The following is a 25,283-nucleotide window of genomic DNA, read 5'->3' as shown; positions in this document are numbered from 1 at the left end:
ATAGCGAATTGAGCGAAAATGTATTTTAGAATGAGGCAAATAAGGGAACAGTGCACTTAGAATATTTATGTTTGAAATCGAGCAGGAAAGGTGATGTTATGGCATCTTCACGAGATAGTTATTTTGATAATGCGAAATTCCTTCTGATTTTTCTAGTTGTTTTTGGTCATTTGTTACGATCATTCATTCATGATAATGACTGGATGCTCTATTTATACAAGTTTATTTATACCTTTCACATGCCCGCCTTTATTTTAGTTTCTGGCTTTTTTGCAAAAGGGTTTAGAAAACCGGGCTTTATGAAAAAAGTCGCCGTTAAGCTGATCATCCCATATTTAATCTTTCAGGTGATCTATTCGGTTTACTATTATCTCTTGCAGGATCAAAGCATGGCCAATTTAAATCCAATTGATCCACAATGGTCCTTATGGTTTTTAATTAGTTTATTCTTTTGGAATTTGCTGCTCATTCCTTTTTCAAAACTGCCGTTTCACTGGGCGATGATCGTCAGTTTATCGATTGCTTTACTCGTCGGTTATGTGGACAGCATCAGCGATACACTCAGCTTATCACGTACGTTTGTCTTTTTGCCTATGTTTTTAGCTGGATTCTATTTAAAAAAGCAGCATTTTGAATTCATCCGTACAAGCAAAGGAAAGCTGGCAGCACTTTTTGTATTAATGGCTGTGTTCCTGTTTTGCTACTTCTATGAATTTGATTATTCCTTCTTATTTGGCTCAAAGTCGTATGCTTCTCTTGGGGATGAAGGAATGATTGCGGCGATGAAACGAATGGCATGGTATTTGCTTGCATTTGGCGCTACTTTCAGCTTCTTTGCATTAGTTCCAACACGCCGTTTCTTCTTTACAAAATGGGGAACAAGAACGTTATATGTTTATTTATTACACGGCTTTGTGATCAAGCTGCTAAGAACCACTTGGTTTGATGACTGGGCGCTAAATGCAGCAAGTGTACTCATTTTATTGCTGCTGACCATTCTGTTAACCTTTACCCTGTCTAGCACTTTTGTCAAAACCGTTGCACAGCCAGTGATCGAGCTCAAAATGACCCATCTCATGCGAACGATCACCGGCAGGCAAGGCAGTTATATCAAATAAAAACGATCCTTCATGGATCGTTTTTTCTATTTCTTATTCTGCTGACATGCATCATCTTTCTTTGGCTTTACCAACGTATCAATCCATTTGCTGCTGTTAATATCTCCAAGCTCACTGCCAAATTCCTCTTCTAAAATATCTGGGTCCATTGGCTTTTTATGGTCCTTCATCTCTTTGCTCTTCATATGCTTCTTAGTCACGAGATGCTCCCCCTTGTTTCCCTTTATGAGAATTTCGGTTTGCCTGACGATCTCTTGATTGTTCGTCAAATTGAGTTTGTCCTTGATCATGTGCCATACTTTCTGTCGGCGTCATATTATTTGTTAATGCTTCATTTTTCGCTGCTTTTCTTTTCATCTGAATTCAGTCCTTTTTTGACAGGTTTAGTTCTTCTCTTAATTGGTCAAGGAGTTCTTTCATTTGCTTGACCGTCACTGGCTTTTCCTCAGGTTTTAACTCATAGCCAATTTGCCCATTGGCTTCTAGCGTGGCTTTTTTGAGACAGCTGATGTCAGTGATGCCTTGCTGCTTTAAACGCATTTTAAATTCGTCCCTTGTGAGCCTTGTTTTCTTCAGCTTATGATCAAGCATTTGGCCATCCTGTAAAATCACGACCGATTTGCCTGAAAGCAATTTTTCAAAAAAATCCGATTGAATCGACAGCTTCTCCATAATGACAAGTGCCACAATAAAGATGGTAGCTGCATAAATGGTTTCAAGTAAATTATGCTCAATAAAGGGTTGGATAATAATCGATCCGATTGAAATCATGATGACTGTTTGTTGTACAGTTAATTGACTAATCGATTTAGGCCCTGCTATTCTCAGCAGCAAGGTACCAACTAGCAGCATGACAATTGCTTTCCATAACACATCCAGCACGTCTCGTTCACCTCTTACCTATAGATTGCGAACATCCCATGTGATTTAGCCAGTTAGATAATGGAAATAAAAAAACAGCATTCGAATTGAATGCTGTTTAGCCAATAATGACGCGCTCTTTCGGATAATGATAATTTGCTTCGCTTTCTCTTCGGCCTATTAAATATAAAAAGCTTGGAATGCCGATCCGGCCAATAAACATGACAACCATGATGATACATTTACCAAACACAGTGAGATCTGAGGTGATCCCAAGCGACAGCCCCGTTGTTCCGAAAGCAGAGCAGACTTCAAATAAATTTTCAAGAAGTGTATTATGCTCTGTTAAGGATAACAGGAACGTAGCGCCAAAGACCAAAATAAAGGCCATCATGGTTACCATAAGAGATTTATTAATATCCGCTTGATGAAGCTCTCTCTTGAAGATTTTGATGGATTTATTTCCCCTAGCAAAATGAAACAAGGCAAGTAAATTAAGAGCAAACGTAGTTGTCCGAATGCCGCCCCCCACAGAGCTTGGGGAAGCCCCGATAAACATGAGCATACATAAAAATAAAAGCGTCGGTTCCGTCAGCTGCGTAATATCTAACGTTGTCAGCCCCCCGCTTCTTGTTGCAGTCGATTGAAACAAAGAATAAAACAAGATTTCGTGCCAGCTTTTCCCTACAAAGCTAAACCCGGCTTCAAGTGCATATATTCCAATCGCTCCAACAACGACAAGGCCGCCGAACGTGAGCGTTGTGATTTTTGTAAACAATGAGAATGATGCGTGCTTTCGGTCCTGATTGAACAAATAATCCTTCACTTCCACGAGCACAGGAAAACCAATCGCTCCAAAGATGATCAGCAGCATCGTAATAAACTGGACGAAATAATCATCTTTGTAAGGAATAAGAGAACTCCCTGTAATATCGAAGCCCCCATTGGTTGTCGCACTAATACTTGAGAAGAAGCCATGTAAGAAAGCGCCTTGCACATCGTAATACTTGAGAAAATACATGCTTAAAATCAGCCCGCCGACAAACTCAATCAGCAAAATTAAATATAAGACCTGCTTCATTAGTTTCACAATTCCAGATAAATTGCTTTGGTTTTGATCTGCCATGATAAGCTTTCTTTCTTTAATTCCAATTCTTTTTCGCATAACTAGCCATACGAAAGTACCGAGCGTCATAATGCCGATGCCTCCGATTTGCAGAACAAATGCAAGGATCCACATCCCTGCCACACTAAATGTTTGTGAGGTGTCGACAACAGTCAGTCCTGTAACACTTACAGCACTCACCGCTGTAAACAAGGCATCAATGAATGTCCATTTGACTCCCTCTTGATGAGCCACTGGCAGGCTGAGAAGAATAAACGACACGGTCACAGCAAGAAAATAATAAAGGGCAATCAACTGAAAAGCTGACAGCCGGTCAATTAGCTTTTTTATAGGATTCATTGTCATTCCTTCTTTTATCTATCTTTTCGAATACCTTTATCATTTTAATGAAAAGAGACATGATTTTAAAGCTATTTTATGCTTTATTTTCTTTTTCATCAAAAAGAAAAGACATCCTGTAAAAGAATGTCTTTTTCCTCTTTCTTATTTTGCTTCTAGTCTTCTGATTCTTTCGTTTAAATCAGGGTGTGTTGAGAAAAGAGAAGCTTTTCGTTTACCGCTGATTTTAAGTGTAGCGACTGCTGTTTGATCATCATCTTTGATTCTTGACGTGTACGCCTCAAGTGAACGAAGCGCATGAATCATTTTATCTTTACCTGCAAGGTCGGCTCCGCCGCGGTCTGCATGGAATTCACGGTGTCTAGAATATGCAAACACGACAAGGCTTCCTAGGATAGAGAAAATGATTTGGAAAACAATCACAGCGATAAAATGAACAATCGGCACAAGCTCTTCTCGTGAAACAAAACGGCTAGCGATCCATGCCGCAATTCTTGAAAGGAACACAACAAACGTGTTGACGATTCCTTGAAGCAGCGTCATCGTCACCATGTCACCATTTGCAACGTGAGCGACTTCGTGGGCGATTACACCTTCAACTGCTGCATCATCCATTTCCTGAAGCAATCCAGTTGATACCGCAACAAGTGATCTTCTCTTAGAAGGACCTGTTGCAAAAGCATTTACTTCAGATGATTGATAAATACCAACCTCAGGCATTTTAGAAAGGCCTGCTGCTCTTGATAGTCTGTGCACGCGGTCAACAAGCTGCTGCTCATCATATGTTAATGAATCCTTTTCTGGATTCAACACACGTACACCCATCATCATTTTTGCCATCCAGCGAGACATTGCAAGTGACATAAACGAGCCAACAAAACCAACAACTGCACTGAATACAAGCAGTGCAACAAAATTAATTCCACCGTCTGCTCCTATATAAGAACCAACACCAGTTGCTGCACTAATAACCGACAGTACAATACCAATCGTAGTGATAACAAGAATGTTCGTTAATATAAACAGAAATATTCTCTTACCCATACATAACCTCCGCTGTCATATTAAGTTCAAATGAACTTATTAATAAAATTATAAAAATAAACGTCTCAAATTGCAAGGAAAAAGGAATCACTTTCTTTGTTTATCATAACGGCTAAAGCCCCGTCACATCAATATTTACGACATTTACCCCAGCAGAAAAGTGAACAAATTGTGACGCACAGGTCTGATTTTGAGTTTATTTTGCATTTTCATCAAAAAGAGACTATGATGTTGAATTAGATCAATAATCACGTTTTGACGTACAAATGAGGTGGAACATGGTTACTTTTAAATTAACGAGAATTGACATGACAAGACTTCTGTATTCTCTAAAAGGAGAGGGAGATCTGACTCCGCTTCAGCTTTTGAAACTATCTGTAAAAAATGGCAAGGATCATGACTATGATGAATTAAAGATCCCGTCTTTTTTTGAGAAGCTTGAACGGCGGAAGCAAAAATCAGAGCATGGTCTTTCTACAAATGAAATTGTTGAGCTTGGCAACTTGTGTGAGCTGACTTCTCTTAAATCGACGGCGATCCAAAATTGGATCAAACGTGATATTAAAGATATGATTGGCCATCCAGAGCTTGGCAAGAAGTACTCTATTGATCAGGTCGTTATTTTATTAATTGTCAGGGATTTAAAATCAGTTTTTGACTTCGATACCATACGTATGATCTTATCTGCCTTATTTAACACCATCACAGATCGAACAGATGATATTATTAGTCCAATCCGTTTTTATGAAGCATATGCGCACGTCCTTGATTTTATTTATCACCATACACAATTTCCATTAAAGGAAACAAATTTACGAGAAATAACCGAGGAGCAGACAGACAAGCTTCATGACGAGTTTACAGAATTGACGAAGAGCCAATGGAATTTGATTAAAGGGATTATCAGTTCTACCGTCTTCTCTGTCTTTACTTCTCATTTGCAAAGTACAGCTCAAGAAATGATGTATAATACGCTGCAGCTGAATAAGGGATAAATAAGAACCGAGGTGACCTTCATCATCTCGGTTTTTTGTACAGCAATTGCCAGCATAATTGTACGGCTTTTTTTTCAAAATAAGAAGGCGCAACAAACATGAGGTGAAAGGAGGAATACGAACATGGCAAATCGAAATCAACTTCTTGTTCCTGGAGTAGAACAAGCTTTAGATCAATTTAAATACGAGATCGCTCAAGAATTTGGCGTCACTCTCGGTTCAGATACAGTTTCACGTGCAAACGGTTCTGTTGGCGGTGAAATCACAAAAAGACTCGTTCAACAGGCTCAATCACAAATGGGTAATCAATCTAAATCATGACATGGTGAAATACGCCGGAGCTATTCTGGCGTTTTTTTATTGTTGATATGTGTGCTCATGCCGGTTCTCGCGATAAGGAAACGGTGCACCTTTCCCTTTTTGCTTTGCATGTTCTCTTTTTTGTTCAGCGGATGGATTGTTCTGATCCCTGCTGTTTTTTTTTGCGTGTTTTTCTGCATCACCACGTGATGTACCGTTCCAGTGTCTTCTTTCATCAGGATCAGTTGAGTGATTTTTTTTTTGCTCTTTATCGAAAGAATGATCCTTTTCTTCCTTTATGTTGCTGTCTTTGCTTTCATTATCAGGTTTTTGAGGCTTTTGAACAGATCCTTGCTCTTCCCTCTCTGCCTCCTTCTGCTCTTTGTGCTCAGCTTCAGGAGCCTCTTGATCTGGCTGCATCTCTTCGCTATCGTCTGTCTTTACGTCTTCTTGTTTGTCTTTATCTGCTTGTTCTTCTTCATGTTTCTTAGGATCTTCTTCCTTCACAGCATCGTTCTCTGCTGCGTCTTCATCCTTTTTGATGTCTTCATGTTCTTTATTTTGCATTTCTTGATTTCTAATATATGTTCCTGTTGAAATGCCTGCCTTTTGAGCTTTTTCTCTTGTTTCCAGGTCACTTTCCACAGTTTCCAGCTTATAATTGCGTTTTTGATATTCACCAGAAATGGTGTTAATTTTGCTTTTTACGTTTGTTTTATATGTATTGTCCTGCTTGTTTTCATAAACGGTTGAAATATAAATACTTTTAGAATTGTTCACATATCCTTTTTTGTCACAGTCATCTATAATTTCCTGCACGACTTTGGTCATGTCGTTTTTTTCTAAATCCTTCATACTCGCCAGTACTTGCTTTGCATCTTGATTCAGCGGTGTGACACCGATCACTTGATAATTGTGATCAAGCTTCAGCTCAAAGCTTGGATTAATGTCAATTGTCATATACGCATATGCTTTTTGACTTGAGAAAGATGGCATCATAGTAAAAATTACGACAATAATCGCTGCTATTGATAGGATTCCTGCATTTAACGGACGTAAACGAAGCAGGTCAAAAAAACCGGCTCTTTTTCTTTCGAGACGTGATTCATTCGGAAATGTCACTTCTTGGCCGATTTCATAGTTTTGCTCTTCATATTTTGTCCGCAGAAATTGTCCATCAGGGGTCAGCAGCGTGACATATTTTTTGTTTTTCTCTACTATAATGCCTCTTCTCATGAATTAAGCACCCCTTTAAGGTAATCTTTCAAATACACATAGTCACCTGTCATAATGATCGCCATCGCAATGATATATTTTCTATTTCTCTCAATCGTTTTGCGGCTGACTTCCACTAGCTTTTCCAGCTGTTTGACAGGCAATTGTTTTTTCTGAAATAAAATGGTTCTCAGCTCATCGTGTTCAACGAGTGTATGGGCTACTTTAATGGCATTTTGCCTGGCATCTGCATGCTTTGGTGAATGCTCAAGCAGCTCTTGAAACGTGAGACCGTAAACTTTCAATCGTTCTTTAAAATGTTCAATCTCTTCTCTTCTATGTTCTTGTTCAATTAAACGCCTATATTCATTTGCAGAGAGCTCTGCTTCAATCATGCTTTGAGAGTATTCGCCATTCTCACTTTCTTGCAGGTCCATTTGAACCGTTGGCGCATTTCTTGCTTCTTTTCGAATATAGTCAATCACTTTTCTTTTAATAATTAATTCTGCGAAAGCAAGCAGTGAGTTTCCTTTTTCGGCAGAGTATTTTTCTATCGCTTCATTAAAGGCTATTAAGCCTATGCTGAATTCATCATCTTTTTCATCTATATATCGTTTACAAACGGATGAAACCGTCTTAGCGACAAATGGTTTGTATTGCTCTATTAATGCATTTTGCAGTTCGATATCACCTTGTTGAATACTGATAGCCGACTGCTCTAATGTTTGCTTTTTCTTTCCTTTTTTAAACAAAAGGCTAAGCAATGGTTTCACCTCAGTTCTCCCTATATTACTCATTTATGATAGCTAATTTATGAGGGAAGCGCAAAGGAAGAAATGAGGAATTCATTTCCTGTTACTCAATTATGACATGTATGTCACCATCTACTTTACAATGTTTCGTCTAAAAGCAAAGAAATAAGGGGGTATCTCCCCCTTATTTGTAATATACGTGTTATGAAAATGAAATGATATTTCTTTCAAAAAACCTACTCTCCCAAGCGTGCCTCTTGTTTCTCCTCGTTTTCCTGCCCGCCTTTTCTTGATGGACTTGATAAAAACCAGCCAAATGCTGCAATTGCGAGAAGCACTGTCCAGAAAATGACTTTCCATAATGCTGAATGGATAAAATGAGACGATACGACCCCGATGGCTGGATGTGACAGTGTATAAAGCGTGAGCTTCACACCCACCCATCCGACAATGACAAATGCTGCTGTTTCTAGGCTCGGTCTTGTTTTGAGCAGTTTCACAAAGACCGTTGCTGCAAATCGCATAATAACAAGACCAATGATACCGCCTAATAGAATAACAATAAATTGACCGCCATCGAGTCCACCGATTTGCGGAAGACTTGTTTTTGGCAGTGTCACAGCTAAAGCGACTGCCGCTAAAATGGAATCTACAGCAAAAGCAATGTCGGCAAGCTCTACTTTCACGACTGTTGCCCAGAAGCCGCTTTGTTTCATGTTTGTATCTGTTTCCTTTTTCTTAAATACGTGCGATTTTAAAATATGGTGAATGGAAATATAAAGAAGATAAATGGCACCAATGGCTTGAACTTGCCACACATCCACTAAAAACGAAATAAGAAACAGAGAACCAAATCGCATAATAAATGCTCCTGCAAGTCCGTAAAACAGTGCCTTTTTTCTTTGTTTTTCAGGAAGGTGTTTGACCATCACGGCCATGACCAGCGCGTTATCAGCTGCTAAAATCCCTTCTAATCCAATCAGTACGAGCAGAACCCACCCGTACTCTAAAATAATGGCTGCATCCATCATCATTCCTCCTTGTTTTTATCTATTGTCCCACAACAGACAAAGGCTTATGAATGCAAAAAAGACCTTTGCCTGTAATGGCAAAGGTCTTGCTAGACATGTGATATGTAGAATCATGCCAACAAAGCCGATGAACATCAGTCCATGTAATGACGACTTTGTTTCCGGTAAAAACCGGACGCTACTCCCCTTTGGCGGGATTTAGAATATTTAGATTACTTATATCTTAATCAATAGTCACTGAATTGTCAACAGGTGACTTTCTGTTCGATCCATTGATTAGGCAGTTGGCGTTTCTGTTTTTCTTTTTTTTCGTTTTATATATAGGTACAGAACAAACAATAACAAAACACCTATCCCAATTGGTAAAAGATAAGGATCTAACATAGCGCCAACCTCTTTCCAGTTCTCCCCAAGCATAAACCCAAGATACACATACACAAACGTAATTGGTGTAATCGCCAAAAACGTATACAGGCAAAAGACCCACACATTCATCTTAGCAATACCGCACGGGATGGAGATCAGTGTTCTGACTCCTGGTATAAACCGGCCGCTGAATGCGACCAATCCGCCATGCTTTTCAAAGAAAGCATCCGATTTATCAAGTGACTCAGGTTTTATAAAAAAGTACTTTCCATATTTATTTAAAAAGGGTCTGCCGCCGTAACGTCCTAACCAGTACAAGGTCAACGGGCCAGCCACGCCGCCTATGGAGCCGGCCGCCACAACACCGATAAAGGCCATGTCCCCTTCTGAGACCCAGTAACCTGCAAGAGGCAAAACCACTTCAGCAGGTACAAATTCAATGCATAATGCTAGGAAGATGCCAAAGTATGACAAGTTCTTAAAGGCATCAGCTAATGAAATAATAAAATCTTCGATGTTTATCAATCCCTTTCACACATAATCATTTGACTGATTCTATCTCTTTTAGAATCACACCATATATTAAACGAATAAAACCGAAGAAACGATTCACTTTTCATCGTTTTTTTACATTAAATTTGATTTTACTATAAAAGAAGGATGAAAAAAACGTTGATTGTTTTATTTAAGTGAAGGAAAGGTGAACACAGAAGCCATTCGATCCGATATATTAAGTATATGTCTGTTTTAAGATACAGGAGGTTTTCTTACATGACCCATTTAACAGGAAGCTACAATGGATGGCTTGTCTTTCTGTCAATCGCTGTCGCCGCTGTCGCCTCCTACTCAGCTCTTCATATAGCCAGCAGGGTAGCACAGTCAAGCGGTGCAAAGAAAAAGGTATGGCTGCTCATTGGTGCAATGATCATGGGAATGGGGATATGGTCGATGCATTTTATTGGCATGATGGCATTTCAAATGCGTGTTGGCATTACATATGATACGTCCTTACTGATTTTATCGATTTTGGCCTCATTTATCGGATCCTTGATCGCTTTTTCAATATGCATTCAAAAGCAGCTCTCTAGAAGACGGCTGCTCATTAGTTCAATCACCATGGGTTCAGCTATTTGCAGCATGCATTATCTTGGAATGGAATCAATGGCCAATGTCTCAATCAGCTATGATCCAGTCCTCTTTTTTCTTTCGTTTTTCATTGCTGCCATTACCTCCTACTTCTCATTGAAACTCTTCTTTCGTGTTGACCGCAAGAAAAGTAAACGAGAGAATTATCTTTTAAAGAGTCTTGGTTCAATGTTGATGGGCGGTGCTATAGCAGGTATGCATTATACTGGTATGGCTGCCTCTACCATGTTTTATCATTCAAATGGACAGGCTGCTATAGGTGGATCTCTTGAAATGTCGCCATTCAGTCTGTCGATTTTTGTCGGCTTAATGACACTTATAGTCCAAACACTGATGATTTTTGGTGCCTATATTGATCACCGGATCATGACGCAGTCAGATCAGCTGAAAGAAAATGAACAACGGTTTCAATCGCTTATCAAACATAATATAGACGGCATTATCGTGCTATCTGTCGATCGAAAGGTTCTTTCTGCAAATGACTCTGGTAAACAAATCTTAGAGTTGTACAATTCTAAGATTGGTGATGATGTCAGCCAATATGTGATGCCGACTGAGTTGTGGGAAGAATTTATTTCTCAGTCAAAAAAAGCTATCACACGTGAAGCAGAACTGAAAACAGCAGATCGTTTTTATTATTATCATGTCACTTACATACCTGTTCATGTGAACAATTCACTCGACAGCATTTATCTTGTTTTAAAAGATTTAACGCAGCAGCGGATTGCAGAAAAAGAAATTCATGTGATGGCACATTATGATGCACTAACAGAGCTTCCTAACCGCCGCCACGGCATCAATCATTTAAATGATGTTCTCTCCGCTCAAGAAAAGTCAAAAACGTCAACAGCGGTTCTGTTTCTGGACTTAAATCGTTTTAAAATTATTAATGATGCACTCGGGCATAACATAGGAGATTTACTGCTGAAAGCTGCCGCAAACAGACTGACGCAATGTTTACCGGACAATGGCTTTATCGCAAGACTTGGCGGTGATGAATTTTTAATGATCTTTCCCCACATGGATCATGATACACATAAAATCGAACAATTTTCTAAGAATATCATCCATCAATTTGAACGTCCTTTTTTCATCCAGAACCATCAGCTTATTACGTCAATCAGCATTGGGATCGCTATCTCTCCGCAAAATGGCAAAGACGGGATGGAGCTGATGAGAAAAGCCGATATGGCCATGTATTTATCCAAAAAACATAAGCAGAGCCGTTATGAGTTCTTTACCGAATCCATGGAAAGATTAAGTGAGGACAGGTTAAACCGGGAGCTGGAGCTGAGGGATGCCATTCAAAGAGAGCAATTTGTCCTTCACTACCAGCCTCAAGTCAGTGCCAAAACTAGAAAGATGACTGGGGTTGAAGCCCTTTTGAGAATGAAGGCACCAGATGGGTCCTTAAAATCACCTGAGGCTTTTATTGAGCTGGCAGAGGAATCAGGTCTGATCATTGATATTGGCAGATGGGTCATTGATACGGCTGGCAAACAGGCAAAAAAGTGGTATGACGATGGGCTGAAAATTCCTGTGGCTGTCAATTTATCTGCGAAACAATTCAATTCTGAAGACTTAATTGATTTGATCAAGCTCACACTGAAAAAATACGACCTGAAACCGTCACTCTTGGAGCTTGAAGTCACAGAAAGTATGACAATGGACAATATCAAGCAATCAAAACAGGTGTTAACATCGCTAAAACAGCTTGGCGTCCGCATTAGTATTGATGATTTCGGTACAGGCCACAGCTCATTAAGCTATTTAAAGGATTTACCGATTCATCGACTGAAAATTGATAAATCCTTTATTGAGGATATTTTAAGTGATTCAAAGTCTGAACAGATTACAGGGGCTATTATAGCGATGGGACACCAGTTATCTCTCGAAGTGATAGCAGAAGGTGTTGAAACGTTTGCACAGGCTCAGCTATTATCTGCCCAGGGCTGTGACGACCTGCAGGGGTTTTATTATGCCAAACCGCTGCCAGCAAGCGATATTGAAAAATTCATCGCCTATCCGGCGCTGCTTGACACATAAAAAAGGTGCCAATGATGGCATCTTCCAGCGTGCAGACAAACCCTCGCATTCGGTGTCAGTCCTGCGTGCCGGTGCTCACGAATGCTCAATTCGCTCCGCTCCGGTACTCGTCCCTCCTAGACTTCAAAGGTTTTCTGTCACGCTGAGCTGAGAAGAAGACAAAGGGCTAAAATAAAGATCACTTTAGCCCTTTGTCAACAATTTAAAAGGTGCCAATGATGGCACCTTTTCGTTTTATCTAAATAATAAATGCTGACTGTGAATACCTGCTTTTTTCAATAGACTAATCAATTGTTCTTGCTCTTCACGCGTCAGACCAGAGAATGCACGCGCAATCCGAAGTGAGTGGATCGGATAAATCTTGTCAAGATAGCTTCGCCCTTTTTCCGTTAAATGGGCATAAACCGACCGTTTATCCTTGGGGTCCTGTTCTCTTTCAATGAAACCATTTCGTTCTAATTTGTCAATTACGTACGTCACATTCCCGCTGACAAGCAGGAGTCTTGAGCCGATTTGCTGAAGCTTTTGAGCACCTCTTGTGTACAGTAATTCAAGAACGGCAAATTCAGTTGGATTAAACCCATGCTCTTTGCTGTCTCTAATACTGTGTTCTGAAACGCTTTTAAATGCTCTTGCAAAAACCTTGTAAAGCGTCATTGAGCGTTCTACTTCTTCTTCATTAAACGATAGTCTCATCACATATCTACCTCTTATAATATTTTTTTAACTTCAAGGCTGTCTTGCGGTGCAGTTGGAGCCTTTCGTAAAAAATAGAAGTACGTTTTTGAAAACCCTTTCAACCACATAAGTGACTCCATTCGTGTTATGTATAAGGTTTCGATATAAACTTTTAAAATCCTTCTTATTTTTCACAATCATCTCGAAAAAAAGCTTTTTCAGCAAACCATCAAGATGCGACACACTTTAACAAAATCTGTAAAGAATCTATGGTTTCTTGCACTTCATTCGCCAAATTTCTACAAAATTCAATATTGCTATAATATTAAACAAAAAAAAGAACCCTTTATGTGACATACGCACATTTCAAGGGATTTTTACAGACAGCGTTCTGTTTTGTTGAAAAAGAAATGATACTCTTTTTTTAGGTCACTAATTGTCATGTTCTTGGCCGCATCAGGGCTGTAAACCCCTAATGAACATAGCTGCTTCGTATAATAATGTCTTTCCTTTGCTAAAGCTTCTTTTAATATACGCCGCACCGATTATCCCTCCTATCAAGTGATTTGGATCGGGTGCTTATGAAGACTTCTTATACAAATCATTTTGCATGGCTCTTAGAAGCGCATGTGCATTCTGACCTGCAGACTGCATGAATTGCTCAAGCAATTCATCCCTCTTCACATCTAATGCGATGATTTCTTTTGCCATACGAATGATCTGTGCTTCCTCCATCATATGCTCCTCCTCCTATGTCAATTCACCATGATTATATGCCGCCGTAAGATGTATTGCACACTCCCTGTAATCTTTCCTCCCATGGTTTTTTCATTTTTTTCGTTTTTGTGTTATATTTTCTAACAAACGATAGGTTTTTTCACTTCTCGTTCTATATAATATGAAGAAAAGACTTGCAGGGGTGAGTATATGACGCAGGAAGATGTATCTTATAAAGATAAAAAAGTCATTTCAATCGGGATTGTCAGTGAGCTAACAGGGCTTTCCGTCAGGCAAATCCGATATTATGAGGAACGTAAACTCATTTACCCCCAGCGCTCAACAAGAGGCACACGGAAATATTCTTTTGCAGATGTTGAACGTTTGATGGACATCGCCAATAAACGGGAAGACGGTGTGCAGACAGCTGAAATTTTAAAAGACATGAAGAAAAAAGAACAAGCGCTAAAAAGCGGACAATTTAAGAAAAAAATGCTGGAAGGTCAGATTAACGCACACTTTCGGTATAAAAATCGTTAAACAAAAAAAGAATCGCTCTTTTGAACGATTCTTTTTATTTAGAGGAAGCTTCAGTACCTTCTACAACCCCTACAAAGTCAATCAGCACGCCACCTCTTTCAGGATCTTCTTTCACCCGCAGGGCAAGTGCCTTTTTCTTCCCGGTTTTTGCATCTTCGTAATTCGCATGGAACACATGAATGCTGGCTTCTTCCAATTGAAAATCCTCATAAGAAAGCGTGTCTATGCCCCATTCTTTTTTCAGTTTCAGAATGTCATCCGGGCTCGGGACCGCACCTTCGACGTAGATGTCTTCCATTTTTCTTTTATTTCCTTCGGTGATGGCTTCAAGCATATGCTCTGCAGCCACTAGCCTTCGGTCTTTCCCCTCGTCCTCCCTTTGACATGCACTCAGCAAAAACATACACATCAAAACGAATAAGAATTTCTTCATGTTTCTCTCCCACCTTCTCCTTAAAATGTAAAGGATGGAAGCGCTATATGCAATCTTTATACAAAAAAAGCCTGTAAAACGTCATGTTTTACAGGCTTAGATTGCGGACAAGGGATAGTCCTTTGTCTACCTTTCAGCGCGATCTGAAAACCTTTGAAGTCTAGGAAGGACGAGTACCGGAGCGGATCGAATTGAACATTCGTGAGCACCGGCACGCAAGGACTGACACCGAATTCAAGGGTTTGTCAGCGCGCTGAGACTGCAAAACGTCATGTTTTACAGTCTTCTTGCTACATAAGTGTATGAAGGAACGCTGTCGCAATACCAAAATAGATAAGCAATGATAAAATATCGTTCAATGTTGTAATCAGCGGCCCAGATGCAATCGCAGGATCGACGTTTAATCTGTGTAAAATAATAGGCACGATCGTACCTGCCATCGTTCCAATAATCAGTGTAGCAAGCAGTGAGGAACCGACAACAAATCCTAAAATCATATTGCCCTGCCACACCATTGCGACGACTGTAATAATGATGGAACAGACAATCCCAATGTAAATACTTGTTCGGAGCTCTCTAAAAATCAGGCGCATAATGGTTTTTTTCGTTAATTCTTCTTTTGAAAGCCCTCTAATGACGACGGCAAGCGACTGTGTGCCTGTATTCCCTGTCATTCCTGCAATCATTGGCATGAAGAAGGCTAAGGCGACGACTTGCTGAAGGGTATCTTCAAAGTAATTTAAAATACTGCCTGAAATCAGCCCAATGAATAAGAGTAAAATGAGCCACGGGAGACGGCGGTATGCCGCAACAAAAGCGGGCGTGTCGAATGTAATATCTTTACCAGAGGCAGCGAACTTCTCATAGTCTTCTCCTGCCTCTTGAATGACGACATCAATGATATCATCGACTGTGACGATTCCGACCAGGACATTGTTCTCTTCTACAACAGGAATGGCAAGAAAATCATACCGTTCAATCAGCTTTGCGATTTCTTCCTGATCTTGAAAAGCTCCAACGGCAATGACTCTTGTAAACATAAGATCCTGCACTTTTTCATCTGGTTCACCTAAAATGAGATCCCGGTACGACAGAACCCCTACAAGCTGCTTTTGATCATTAATGACATATAAATAGTTGATCGATTCTGCAATTTCAGCAAAGCTTTTCAGCTTTACAACTGCGTCCTGAACCGTATAGTGCTGAGGAATCCAAACGTACCGGTTGGTCATGATCCGGCCTGCTGTCTCAGCAGGATAATTCATGAGAAGCTGGACGGCCTTTGATTCCTCCGCCTCCATGTTTGATAAAAGCTGGTCTTTCAGCTCATCATCCATTTCATCAAACAAGTTGGCTAGGTCATCGTTATCCATTTTGTTTGTGACGAAGGTGGCTTTGTCTTTTCCTACTTTTTCAAGCACAATTTCTTGGTATTCGCGCTCAAGCTCACCCATCATTTCCGTCACATCATCGATTGTTAAAAAGCTGAGGAAACGGCCGCGGTGTTTTTCTGGAAGTTCTTTAAATAAATAGGCCATATCATATGGCTGAAGTTCTTCCATAATGTTTTTAAATTCTTTGCGTTTGCCATCTCTTAATAAAATAATGATTCTTAAAATGAGTTCATCGTACGTAATGTTCTGTATCATCGCTGTTACCTCCCCAAAGTCAGGAGATACCCGAATCCCTTAGAATGTGCGGGGGTCAGGATCTCCTCTGTCTGATGCGTCAATCTGATCTTTTGACATACTCTTTATGTGTCTCGAATCGGGATGATCCATCCCCACACCTCCTTTTCTCATAAAAAAGCACCTTCAACCGAATGAAGGCGCTTTGTAAGCATGACAAAATAAACACTTGCTCCTTCAATCGTAGAGCTTTAGCACTGTATGGCATAGGATCAAATCCAGCTGCATTAAAAATCACCTTATGTCGATGATTTCTGTTGACCCATTGGCGTCTTTGGACATTTTTGGGCAGCAGCGTATCTCCATACAGGAGCCTCACCTAACGAAGTCTCATATTGTTAACACACTGAGATTACAGAAAAAGCGGAATGATGTCAATAAGCAAGATGCCAAGTATCCTTATGTATTCGCTTACTTTTCAAAAAAAGAGCGATAGACAGCTCAGCCATCGCCCTTTTCATGTCTTTTTATTCCTCTTCCGGCTGATTCATATCCTCTTGGGAGAGGAGATGAAAGGAATCATGCAAAAACAAAGCATATCCTTCTCCATCAGGATGCGGAACGTATTCCGCGTGATCCATTGTTTGCTCTTCTTCTTTTTTCTTCATATTCTCTCGCCTCCTTTCCCGTAGTTTGTCCCAATGAAAAAACCTTACACATGAAAGTGTAAGGTTTGGTCATAACTTAATCATCCCACTCTTGCTTCAGGATTTTGCCTGTTTTAGCGGAAATCTCAAAATCAACTTCCTCGCCGCTTGGTGTTGTGATTTCAATTTCGTAAATGTACACACCATTTTCTTTATCTAGATCAGAATCAGTGACTGTGCCTTTTACTTTTGCAAGAGCAATTTTTTCAGCCTGTTTTTTCGTGATCTTAACGTTCTGTTTCTTTTCTTTGACTGGATCATTCAACGCTTTTCCAGTTTTTGCATCGACATATACTTTATATTCAAAGCCGCCTTTTTTGATCTCGACCTCATACACCCATTTTCCTTTTTTACGTTCAAGATCCACATCATCCACATAGCCTTTCACCACTTTTAAGGCTGCTTTTTCAGCTTGTTTCTTTGAAACAAATGACGATTTCTTTTGCACGACTTGCTCGGCGTTTGCTGTTTGATTTGTATTTTGCGCTTGAAGTGTGAAACCACCTGCGACAAGAGTTCCCGTTAATGCTGTAGCTACTAGTACTTTTTTCATCATGTTCATTTCCTCCTCTGTTTGATTTCTTCTATATCTTAAGAAAACAAGATGATAAAGGAAGGAAAGAAACATGAGAATATCATGAGAAAAGGATTAGTTTTCGTACGTAATGCCCTCAATGTCTCCTGTATAGGCGTTCACAAGCACCTCTGCCTCTCTGCCGTCAGGCAAATCCAGCTCCACCTCAAATACGAGCATACCGCTGAATGTTTCAAGATCAGCATCATCCACTGTTCCGCCAACTTCTTTGACGGCAATTTGGATGGCTTCCTCGACGGTGATTTTCGTGAGCTTCTTTTCTTTAGAGGTTGGTTTTTTCTTTTCTGCTTCAAGCACCTTAAATGACTGTTTGTCGACCTCAACTTGATACAATTCTTTTTTTGATTGGATGGTAAAAATGAAACGATCTGACGTCTCCTTTTTTTGAATGACGGTTCCGCTCACCTTTTTAACAGCCGCCTCTTCTGCCTGGAGCTCAGCATTTTTTTCATTTGGCTTCTGATAGCTTTTTAACTGTCTAATTTCTTTCATTTGACCGCTTGCAGAAGATGCAATGATTTGATAGATGCCATTTGCATTTTCCAGCGTCATTGTGTAGTCCTGTTTATGATTGATTAAATCAATATGTGTAATGTTTCCATTATAGTCTTTTGAGATCATTTTTTTCATTTCTGCTTCACTTAATATTTTTTGATCAATGGTTTGGATCATGAGCATTGCAAAGGCCGCAAGAATCACAAGACATCCTGCGAGCGCAAGCACCATTTTCGTTTTTCTAGACATGCAGCGCCTCCTTCCTATTTCCTATTTTATAAGGAGGAAATGAGAAATTGATGAGAAAAGACCCATTTATTTCTGAAAAAGAATGGTCATGGCTGTTCCTTCGCCGATACGGCTGTCTACCTTCAGCTCGGCTTCATGTTCTTCTGCAATTTGCTTCGCAATTGAAAGACCGAGTCCGGTTCCGCCCGTCTCACTGTTTCTCGCTTCATCCACACGGAAAAAGCGGTCAAAGATTTTCGGCAGATCCTCTTCTTTTATGCCAATTCCTTGATCAATCACTGAAATAAATGGCTTGTCTCCTGCCCATCCGCAGGTCACATCAACTGGCTCTCTGCTATATTTGACCGCATTATCAATTAAGATAGTCAAAAGCTGTTTGATTTTCTCTTCGTCTCCTTCTGCGATCAGCGGCTGATCTGTCTGCACATGAGATTGAATCGTTCGATTGGTAGCCACTTCAAGTGTATGACATAGTTGCTTGCACAAATGACCAAGATCAACCGGCTTCATATCCAAGTATAACGGCTGGCCGTTTTTCGCCAATGTCAGTAATTGATCTGTCAGTCTTTTCATTTTTTTCGCTTCATCATGAATCGCTTGGGAGGATTCTTCTACAACCTCTGGACGTGTTTGCCCCCAGCGTTTGAGTAAATTGCTGTAGCTCATAATGACGGTAATCGGCGTCTTCAATTCATGGGAGGCATCATGCAAAAATTGCTGTTCTTTTTCATAATGCTTCTCGAGAATCTCGGACATTTCATTAAAGGTTTGTCCCATTTGATATAGTTCATCCTTTGAATCGCCTGTTAATTCAATTCGTTTAAACGCCTTCTCTTTCATACTTGCCTTCATGGTATTCGTCATTCTGCTAATCGGCCGGACAATTTGCTTTGTTAAAACGTGGCCTGCAAAATAGGAAAGCACAATAAACAAAACGCCGGTAGCGATTAAAATCATTTTTAATAACGCTAAGTTCTCTTCCGTATTTTCGATTTCTTCATATACTTGAAGCGACATAATCTCACCATTTGTCCAAATGACCGGAATAGCAGCGAACGCAATCATATGCTTATTGTATTCTTTGATTTCTGCTGTCTGGCCAGATTCGTATGTAAAAGGCAGTGAGCTAAACGTTGATTCCTTTGTGACAGTCAGTTTTGACTCTCCCGTTTCTGTCACGACACGGATCATACCATTTTGAGGCAGGTACGCCTTCAGCAGCTCCGAGGACGGAAGACCCTCTTCCTCTGATTTTTTTAAAGCAATCGCAATATTTTCAGCCACCTCAGACAAGCGGGACATATCTTTTTGCGTCAAGGTCATCGAAAAAATAAAATAAATGGCTGTATGAAACAAGAGCACCATTAAAAACAAAGACAACGACGTATAAAGCTGAATCTTATTTTTTAATCTCATTCTTTATCCTTTCATCACATAACCCACACCTCTCACTGTGTGAATCAGCTGTTTTTCGAATGGGTAATCGATTTTTTTCCTTAAATAACGGATATAGACATCTACCACGTTTGTATCACCGAAATAATCAAAACCCCAAACCGCTGTTAAAAGCTGATCTCTTGTGAGCACTTGCTGCTGATGGTTCAGTAAGTGAACAAGCAGGTCATATTCTCTCGGTGTGAGTTCAAGCATTTGCCCAGCCCTTTGTATTTCTCTTGTTTTCTCGTTGACCGTTAAGTCTGCTATGCTCAGCTCTGTCTCCTTTTCTTCTTGTGCATATATATTCAACCTTAGCTGTGCACGAATTCGTGCTAATAATTCTTCTATGTCAAAAGGTTTTGTTATATAATCATTCGCCCCAAGATCGAGCCCGCTTACTTTATCAGGAACACTTCCCCTTGCTGTAATCAAAATAATAGGTGTCGCTGTATTTGTCTTCCGAACCCTTCTCAGCACTTCAAGCCCGCTTAACTCTGGAAGCATGACGTCAAGCAGAACCAAATCGAAGCTATCTTCTTCAAGAGCCTGAAGCCCATCTATTCCTGTCTCTTTGACTGTCACCTCATATCCTTCATATTCAAGCTCAAGTGACAGCACTCTTGCGATTTTCTTTTCATCTTCGACTACGAGTATCTTCCCTTTGTTCATCTATATCTCTCCTATCTAAAAGGCAAGCTTGTCTTTCCATTATTATATGTTGCCTTTCTTATTTGGAACAGTCACAATCTTCACATCTATTTTTTTATGGAGGGAATTATTTTTGAGAAAAAACATTTAACTTGAGCCTTCTTCTCAAGTTGTTACTTCATCTCATTATTTTTTAGTCTGCCGCTTTTAGTTCTATTCACCCATTTTCATCTGTACAGGTGCAACCTCACTATGCAGCATTTCCTTCTTTTTCATATGATATCAAGAGTTTTCTTCAAAAGGTGAGCTCTTTCGTCAATATGTGAGGAGAACTGCACTTTTGATAATAGATTGATTATTTGAAAAATTATTACAATTGACCCTTTCCGATCAAAAGTTTCTTTTATACAATAACATTATGCAGCCTGAATCTACTTTGAAAACAAAATAAGGAGGGCTTTCTTATGAAAGGTGAAATTCGCTTAATTCCGTATGAAGTAAAAGCCAATGTGATGGAAGCGAAAGAGACGCCGGAAAGTATTCAGGAGATTAAAGCACCCGAACTTTGGTCAAGTGGCTTCAAAGGAAAAGGCATAACCATTGCTGTCCTTGATACAGGCTGTGACACAGAGCATCCCGACTTAAAAGATCAGATTATCGGTGGGAAGAACTTTACCGATGATGACGATGGAGATGCTGAAAATGTAAAAGACTACAATGGGCATGGTACCCATGTAGCAGGAACGATTGCCGCAACAGATCAAAATGGCGGAATTTTAGGGGTTGCCCCTGAAGCCAAGCTTCTCATCGTGAAAGTACTTGGCGGTGAAAATGGCAGCGGAAAATATGAATGGATCATTGATGGCATCAACTATGCCGCAGAGCAGAAGGTGGATATTATCTCCATGTCTCTCGGTGGTCCAAGCAATGAGCCTGCCCTGCAGGAAGCCATTCAAAATGCGGTAAAAAGCGGTGTGCTTGTTGTGTGCGCAGCAGGAAATGAAGGGGACGGGGACGAGCGTACGGAAGAGTTCTCCTACCCAGCAGCATACAATGAAGTCATTGCCGTCGGTTCTGTTTCCCTTGCTAGAGAATCCTCTGAATTTTCTAACGCCAATAAAGAAATCGACCTCGTCGCTCCAGGAGAAGACATTTTATCCACTCTCCCTAACCATAAATACGGCAGGCTCACAGGAACTTCAATGGCTGCCCCTCACGTAAGCGGTGCACTAGCCATTATTAAAAATGCTGAAGAAGAAGCGTTCCAGCGCAAGCTGACAGAGCCTGAGGTTTATGCTCAGCTTGTCAGAAGAACCCTTCCATTAAAGCAGTCGAAAGCCCTTGTAGGGAATGGATTTTTATATTTAACTGCGCCTGATGTCCTTTTAGAAAAAACATTGGAAGCAGATCTTTTATCTCTATAGCTTAAATAGAGGTCCTGAGAAAAGATAGAATTTTCTCAGGATTTTTTTAATTAAAATTATTCAAAATTTACTTTGACGAAATGAAGTGAACGTTATATAATCGAACACAATAAATTCATAGTTTGAGAGTCGGTAATTCGATTACACGTCGAATTTTAATTGGGAAGACCGGTGAAAATCCGGCGCGGTCCCGCCACTGTGAGTGAGGAGAGCTTTTCTCAGGATCCACTGTCATTAGGATGGGAAGGATGAAAAGCTTGCAGATTCACCAGCCAGGATACCAGCCGCTCTATCACATCAAACCCCCTACGGTTGATAGGAGATGTCGGAAAAGCGTCAGTGATACTCACGCCTTATTTCGCACACACATTTTGTCTTTTAAACCAGACATTTACCTCATCAATCATGATCATGAGCGTAAATGTCTTTTTATATTTAGAGGAGGAATTGGAATTGACAATTGTTAAAACAAGTAATCTAGGCTTTCCGCGAATTGGTTTAAACAGAGAATGGAAAAAAGCACTTGAGTCTTACTGGAAAGGTCAAACAGACCGCGAAACCCTCTTAAGCACACTGGATGAACAATTTTTAACTGCCATTAAAACACAAATCGATCAACAAATTGATGTTGTTCCTTCTGGAGACTTTACCTTCTATGATCACGTGCTGGATACCGCTGTTATGTTCAATTGGATTCCAGAGCGCTTCCGCAGCTTAAAAGACCCGCTAGATACATACTTCGCGATGGCAAGAGGAACAAAAGATGCCGTCTCAAGTGAAATGACAAAATGGTTTAATACAAACTATCACTACATTGTTCCAGAATACGAAAAAAGCACAGAATTTAAACTCACACACAACAAACCGCTTGAAGCTTACGAAAAGGTGAAAAAGGCGTTTGGTGTTGAAACAAAACCGGTTGTACTTGGTCTATATACATTTGTCTCACTTTCTAAAGGTTATGAAGCAAATGAAGTAAAAAAAATCCAGCAGCGTCTAGTGCCGCTTTATACTCAGCTTTTAAAAGAACTTAAAGAAGCAGGCGTCAAATGGGTTCAAATTGATGAACCTGCACTTGTCACAGCTTCAAGTGAAGACGTAAAAGCCGTAAAAGAAATTTATCAAACGATCAAAGAAGCCGTACCTGGCTTGAACATTCTTCTTCAAACATACTTTGATTCAGTAGATGCGTATGAAGAGCTTGTCACATATCCTGTTGAAGCAATCGGTCTTGATTTTGTCCATGATCAAGGGCGCAACCTTGATCAAGTGAAAAAGCACGGCTTCCCGAAAGATAAAATTTTAGCAGCAGGCGTCATTGATGGAAGAAATATTTGGAGATCAGACCTTGGCGAAAGATTATCCTTTATTTCTGAAGTCATTGCTGACGTTCAGCCGAAAGAAGTGTGGCTGCAGCCATCAAGCAGCTTGCTGCATGTGCCAGTTGCCAAACACCCAAGCGAACAGCTTGAAGAAAAACTATTAAACGGACTGTCTTATGCCACTGAAAAGCTGGCTGAATTGACACTGCTAAAAGAAGGTTTAACAAAAGGAGCAGCTGCCATTGATGCTGATATTAACGAAGCAGCACAAGCACTTCTTACCTTAAAAGAGTTCGCAAAAGGAACAAATGCGGATCTAACAGCGGAACGCAACAATCTTTCATCGAAAGATTTTAAACGTCCAGCTGCCTTTGAAGAACGCCTTCGTATCCAAAACGAATCTCTTGAGCTCCCGCTTCTTCCAACAACAACAATTGGCAGTTTCCCGCAGTCTGCCGAAGTGCGCAGTGCTCGTCAAAAGTGGCGCAAAAATGACTGGACAGATGCAGAGTATGATGAGTTTATTAAGAAAGAAACAAAACGATGGATTGATATTCAAGAAGAAATTGGTCTGGATGTGCTCGTACATGGGGAATTTGAACGTACAGACATGGTTGAATACTTCGGCGAGAAGCTAGCCGGATTTGCCTTTACGAAATTTGCTTGGGTTCAATCCTATGGATCACGCTGCGTGAAGCCGCCAATCATTTATGGAGATGTAGAGTTTACAGAGCCAATGACAGTGAAAGAGACAGTTTACGCACAAAGTTTAACAAAGAAAAAAGTCAAGGGCATGCTGACAGGACCTGTTACCATCTTAAACTGGTCTTTCCCAAGAACGGATATCTCTCGCAAAGACATTGCTTTCCAAATCGCTTTCGCTTTGCGTAAAGAGGTAGAAGCTTTAGAAGCAGCTGGTATTCAAGTGATCCAAGTGGATGAGCCTGCGCTAAGAGAAGGACTTCCGCTCAAAGAAAGTGATTGGGCAGAATATTTAAACTGGGCAGCAGAGTCATTCCGTTTATCCACATCATCCGTTCAAAATGAAACACAAATTCATACACATATGTGCTACAGTAACTTCGAGGATATTGTCGATACAATCGAAGACTTGGATGCTGACGTGATTACAATTGAACATTCACGCAGTCATGGCGGATTCCTCGATTACTTAGAAAAACACCCGTATTTGAAAGGACTTGGACTAGGTGTTTATGACATCCATAGCCCGCGCGTTCCATCTGTTGAAGAAATGAGCGAAATTATTGATGATGCGCTGAACGTTTGTCCAACAGATCGCTTCTGGGTGAATCCGGATTGTGGTCTAAAAACTAGACAAGAGCCTGAAACCATTGCTGCTTTGAAAAACATGGTCACAGCTGCTGAAGTCGCTCGTAAAAAGCTGGCGCAGCACGCTTAATTGAATGTCTCTCCCCTGCTGAACTCGGCAGGGGTTTTTTATGCGCAAATTGGCCTGTTCGATCTCCTACTATGATGATTTCTTTTCTAGCATGATTCGTTTATACTAGAGAAGTCAGTCGAACAAAGGGAGGAAGACAATGAATCACGAAGATTTTTTACAACGCGCAATTGATCTTGCAGTAGAAGGAGTCAATAGTGGTACTGGCGGCCCTTTTGGAGCAGTCATTGTCAAGGATGGTCAGATTATTGCAGAGGGCAGTAACAACGTGACAACGAGTAACGATCCAACCGCACATGCAGAAGTCACAGCCATTCGCAAAGCGTGCCAAACTCTACATACATACCAATTAGAAGATTGCATTCTATACACAAGCTGCGAGCCTTGTCCGATGTGCCTTGGCGCTATTTACTGGGCTAGACCAAAAGCTGTGTATTTTGCTGCTGGACATCAGGATGCAGCGGATTCTGGTTTTGATGACTCATTTATTTATGAAGAAATCAACAAAGAATACGAATCAAGAAATATACCATTTTACAAGCTGACACCTCAAAAAACCCTTGCACCATTTGAAGCATGGGAAACATACGATAAAAAGAAAGAATATTAAAAAAAGACACCTGCGGTAAGCAGGTGTTGCGGATTGTTGAC

General features: G+C 40.3%; 26 protein-coding genes, 1 pseudogene and 3 riboswitches. Of the genes and pseudogenes, 8 read left to right on the top strand and 19 right to left on the bottom strand.

Annotated features, from left to right (window positions below):
- The first annotated feature begins 98 nt into the window (after nt 1–98).
- Nucleotides 99–1,118: an acyltransferase family protein gene (locus MHH65_RS06395; RefSeq protein WP_024426826.1), complete on the top strand. Its 1,020-nt coding sequence runs from the start codon at nt 99–101 to the stop codon at nt 1,116–1,118.
- A 26-nt stretch (nt 1,119–1,144) separates the two neighbouring features.
- Here MHH65_RS06395 and MHH65_RS06390 read toward each other — a convergent pair whose 3' ends face one another.
- The 5 genes from MHH65_RS06390 to htpX all read right to left on the bottom strand — a co-directional run bounded on the left by MHH65_RS06390 (nt 1,145) and on the right by htpX (nt 4,488).
- Nucleotides 1,145–1,318, bottom strand: a complete 174-nt coding sequence (locus tag MHH65_RS06390) for a hypothetical protein (RefSeq protein ID WP_170825835.1) — start codon at nt 1,316–1,318, stop codon at nt 1,145–1,147.
- Nucleotides 1,311–1,475 (bottom strand): hypothetical protein, encoded by a 165-nt coding sequence (locus MHH65_RS06385; RefSeq protein ID WP_087975542.1) that lies wholly within the window; start codon nt 1,473–1,475, stop codon nt 1,311–1,313. Before MHH65_RS06385 ends, MHH65_RS06390 begins: the two co-directional genes overlap by 8 nt.
- 6 nt (nt 1,476–1,481) lie before the next feature.
- Nucleotides 1,482–2,000, bottom strand: a complete 519-nt coding sequence (locus tag MHH65_RS06380) for a YetF domain-containing protein (RefSeq protein ID WP_046310749.1) — start codon at nt 1,998–2,000, stop codon at nt 1,482–1,484.
- 97 nt (nt 2,001–2,097) lie between these two features.
- Entirely contained in the window at nt 2,098–3,444 is a 1,347-nt protein-coding gene (locus MHH65_RS06375) for a TrkH family potassium uptake protein (protein WP_080701186.1), read from the bottom strand.
- 144 nt (nt 3,445–3,588) lie between these two features.
- Entirely contained in the window at nt 3,589–4,488 is a 900-nt protein-coding gene (htpX, locus tag MHH65_RS06370) for a protease HtpX (protein WP_065214289.1), read from the bottom strand.
- A gap of 278 nt (nt 4,489–4,766) precedes the next feature.
- Between htpX and MHH65_RS06365 the strand changes: the two genes are divergently transcribed.
- On the top strand, nt 4,767–5,483 hold the full coding sequence (locus tag MHH65_RS06365) for a DUF1836 domain-containing protein (RefSeq protein WP_025092320.1): 717 nt from the start codon (nt 4,767–4,769) through the stop codon (nt 5,481–5,483).
- Nucleotides 5,484–5,606: 123 nt separating this feature from the next.
- Nucleotides 5,607–5,804 carry an alpha/beta-type small acid-soluble spore protein gene (locus tag MHH65_RS06360; protein WP_034281522.1) on the top strand — a complete coding sequence of 66 codons (198 nt, stop codon included), beginning with the start codon at nt 5,607–5,609 and terminating at the stop codon, nt 5,802–5,804.
- Nucleotides 5,805–5,840: 36 nt separating this feature from the next.
- Here the strand turns inward: MHH65_RS06360 and MHH65_RS06355 are convergent, their stop codons facing one another.
- The 4 genes and pseudogenes from MHH65_RS06355 to MHH65_RS06340 form a co-directional block, all read right to left on the bottom strand.
- The gene (locus MHH65_RS06355; RefSeq protein ID WP_065214288.1) at nt 5,841–7,019 is read right to left on the bottom strand and encodes an anti-sigma factor domain-containing protein; all 1,179 of its coding nucleotides are present in this window, start codon (nt 7,017–7,019) and stop codon (nt 5,841–5,843) included.
- On the bottom strand, nt 7,016–7,771 hold the full coding sequence (sigI, locus tag MHH65_RS06350; protein ID WP_003210952.1) for an RNA polymerase sigma factor SigI: 756 nt from the start codon (nt 7,769–7,771) through the stop codon (nt 7,016–7,018). The genes MHH65_RS06355 and sigI overlap by 4 nt, the downstream gene beginning before the upstream one ends.
- A gap of 215 nt (nt 7,772–7,986) precedes the next feature.
- A pseudogene (locus MHH65_RS06345) lies at nt 7,987–8,878 on the bottom strand (TerC family protein).
- Nucleotides 8,874–8,980, bottom strand: a riboswitch (yybP-ykoY riboswitch). It overlaps the preceding pseudogene by 5 nt.
- A gap of 77 nt (nt 8,981–9,057) precedes the next feature.
- The gene (locus MHH65_RS06340) at nt 9,058–9,672 is read right to left on the bottom strand and encodes a DedA family protein (RefSeq protein WP_041116426.1); all 615 of its coding nucleotides are present in this window, start codon (nt 9,670–9,672) and stop codon (nt 9,058–9,060) included.
- Between the two features lie 246 nt (nt 9,673–9,918).
- Here MHH65_RS06340 and MHH65_RS06335 point away from each other — a divergent pair, with 246 nt between their 5' ends.
- Nucleotides 9,919–12,339 carry an EAL domain-containing protein gene (locus MHH65_RS06335; RefSeq protein WP_061109747.1) on the top strand — a complete coding sequence of 807 codons (2,421 nt, stop codon included), beginning with the start codon at nt 9,919–9,921 and terminating at the stop codon, nt 12,337–12,339.
- Between the two features lie 234 nt (nt 12,340–12,573).
- On the opposite strand, the gene MHH65_RS06330 is transcribed toward MHH65_RS06335, so the two are convergent.
- From MHH65_RS06330 to MHH65_RS06320, 3 genes are all read right to left on the bottom strand, one after another.
- Nucleotides 12,574–13,038 carry a MarR family transcriptional regulator gene (locus tag MHH65_RS06330; protein WP_087975546.1) on the bottom strand — a complete coding sequence of 155 codons (465 nt, stop codon included), beginning with the start codon at nt 13,036–13,038 and terminating at the stop codon, nt 12,574–12,576.
- A gap of 356 nt (nt 13,039–13,394) precedes the next feature.
- On the bottom strand, nt 13,395–13,559 hold the full coding sequence (locus MHH65_RS06325) for a hypothetical protein (RefSeq protein WP_024426818.1): 165 nt from the start codon (nt 13,557–13,559) through the stop codon (nt 13,395–13,397).
- 37 nt (nt 13,560–13,596) lie between these two features.
- Nucleotides 13,597–13,752: a hypothetical protein gene (locus MHH65_RS06320; RefSeq protein ID WP_098677348.1), complete on the bottom strand. Its 156-nt coding sequence runs from the start codon at nt 13,750–13,752 to the stop codon at nt 13,597–13,599.
- 192 nt (nt 13,753–13,944) lie between these two features.
- Between MHH65_RS06320 and MHH65_RS06315 the strand changes: the two genes are divergently transcribed.
- The gene (locus MHH65_RS06315) at nt 13,945–14,274 is read left to right on the top strand and encodes a MerR family transcriptional regulator (protein WP_024424656.1); all 330 of its coding nucleotides are present in this window, start codon (nt 13,945–13,947) and stop codon (nt 14,272–14,274) included.
- A 34-nt stretch (nt 14,275–14,308) separates the two neighbouring features.
- Here MHH65_RS06315 and MHH65_RS06310 read toward each other — a convergent pair whose 3' ends face one another.
- The 7 genes from MHH65_RS06310 to MHH65_RS06280 form a co-directional block, all read right to left on the bottom strand.
- Complete coding sequence (locus MHH65_RS06310) at nt 14,309–14,707, bottom strand: hypothetical protein (protein ID WP_024426817.1); 399 nt, start codon at nt 14,705–14,707, stop codon at nt 14,309–14,311.
- A 290-nt stretch (nt 14,708–14,997) separates the two neighbouring features.
- Complete coding sequence (gene mgtE / locus MHH65_RS06305; protein ID WP_024424654.1) at nt 14,998–16,356, bottom strand: magnesium transporter; 1,359 nt, start codon at nt 16,354–16,356, stop codon at nt 14,998–15,000.
- Nucleotides 16,357–16,564: 208 nt separating this feature from the next.
- Nucleotides 16,565–16,729: riboswitch (M-box (ykoK) riboswitch) on the bottom strand.
- A gap of 133 nt (nt 16,730–16,862) precedes the next feature.
- Nucleotides 16,863–17,003, bottom strand: a complete 141-nt coding sequence (locus tag MHH65_RS06300) for a hypothetical protein (RefSeq protein WP_003212346.1) — start codon at nt 17,001–17,003, stop codon at nt 16,863–16,865.
- A 76-nt stretch (nt 17,004–17,079) separates the two neighbouring features.
- The gene (locus tag MHH65_RS06295; RefSeq protein WP_024424652.1) at nt 17,080–17,598 is read right to left on the bottom strand and encodes a PepSY domain-containing protein; all 519 of its coding nucleotides are present in this window, start codon (nt 17,596–17,598) and stop codon (nt 17,080–17,082) included.
- A gap of 93 nt (nt 17,599–17,691) precedes the next feature.
- The gene (locus MHH65_RS06290; protein WP_024426816.1) at nt 17,692–18,381 is read right to left on the bottom strand and encodes a PepSY domain-containing protein; all 690 of its coding nucleotides are present in this window, start codon (nt 18,379–18,381) and stop codon (nt 17,692–17,694) included.
- Nucleotides 18,382–18,447: 66 nt separating this feature from the next.
- A complete protein-coding gene (locus tag MHH65_RS06285) occupies nt 18,448–19,797 on the bottom strand; it encodes an ATP-binding protein (RefSeq protein ID WP_076840934.1) in 1,350 nt (449 codons plus the stop codon).
- Nucleotides 19,798–19,800: 3 nt separating this feature from the next.
- On the bottom strand, nt 19,801–20,487 hold the full coding sequence (locus MHH65_RS06280; protein WP_098677347.1) for a response regulator transcription factor: 687 nt from the start codon (nt 20,485–20,487) through the stop codon (nt 19,801–19,803).
- 443 nt (nt 20,488–20,930) lie between these two features.
- On the opposite strand from MHH65_RS06280, the gene MHH65_RS06275 reads away from it, so the two are divergent.
- From MHH65_RS06275 to MHH65_RS06265, 3 genes are all read left to right on the top strand, one after another.
- Nucleotides 20,931–21,890, top strand: coding sequence for a S8 family peptidase (locus tag MHH65_RS06275; RefSeq protein WP_024424648.1), 960 nt, complete (start codon nt 20,931–20,933; stop codon nt 21,888–21,890).
- 113 nt (nt 21,891–22,003) lie between these two features.
- Nucleotides 22,004–22,194: riboswitch (cobalamin riboswitch) on the top strand.
- Nucleotides 22,195–22,343: 149 nt separating this feature from the next.
- Nucleotides 22,344–24,632: a 5-methyltetrahydropteroyltriglutamate--homocysteine S-methyltransferase gene (metE, locus tag MHH65_RS06270; protein ID WP_268414106.1), complete on the top strand. Its 2,289-nt coding sequence runs from the start codon at nt 22,344–22,346 to the stop codon at nt 24,630–24,632.
- A 139-nt stretch (nt 24,633–24,771) separates the two neighbouring features.
- A complete protein-coding gene (locus MHH65_RS06265; protein ID WP_048238666.1) occupies nt 24,772–25,242 on the top strand; it encodes a nucleoside deaminase in 471 nt (156 codons plus the stop codon).
- Nucleotides 25,243–25,283 lie beyond the last annotated feature (41 nt).

This window comes from Bacillus sp. FSL L8-0654 (genome assembly GCF_038629965.1).
Classification (GTDB): domain Bacteria; phylum Bacillota; class Bacilli; order Bacillales; family Bacillaceae; genus Bacillus; species Bacillus safensis.
This window is presented reverse-complemented; position numbering and strand designations above follow the sequence as displayed.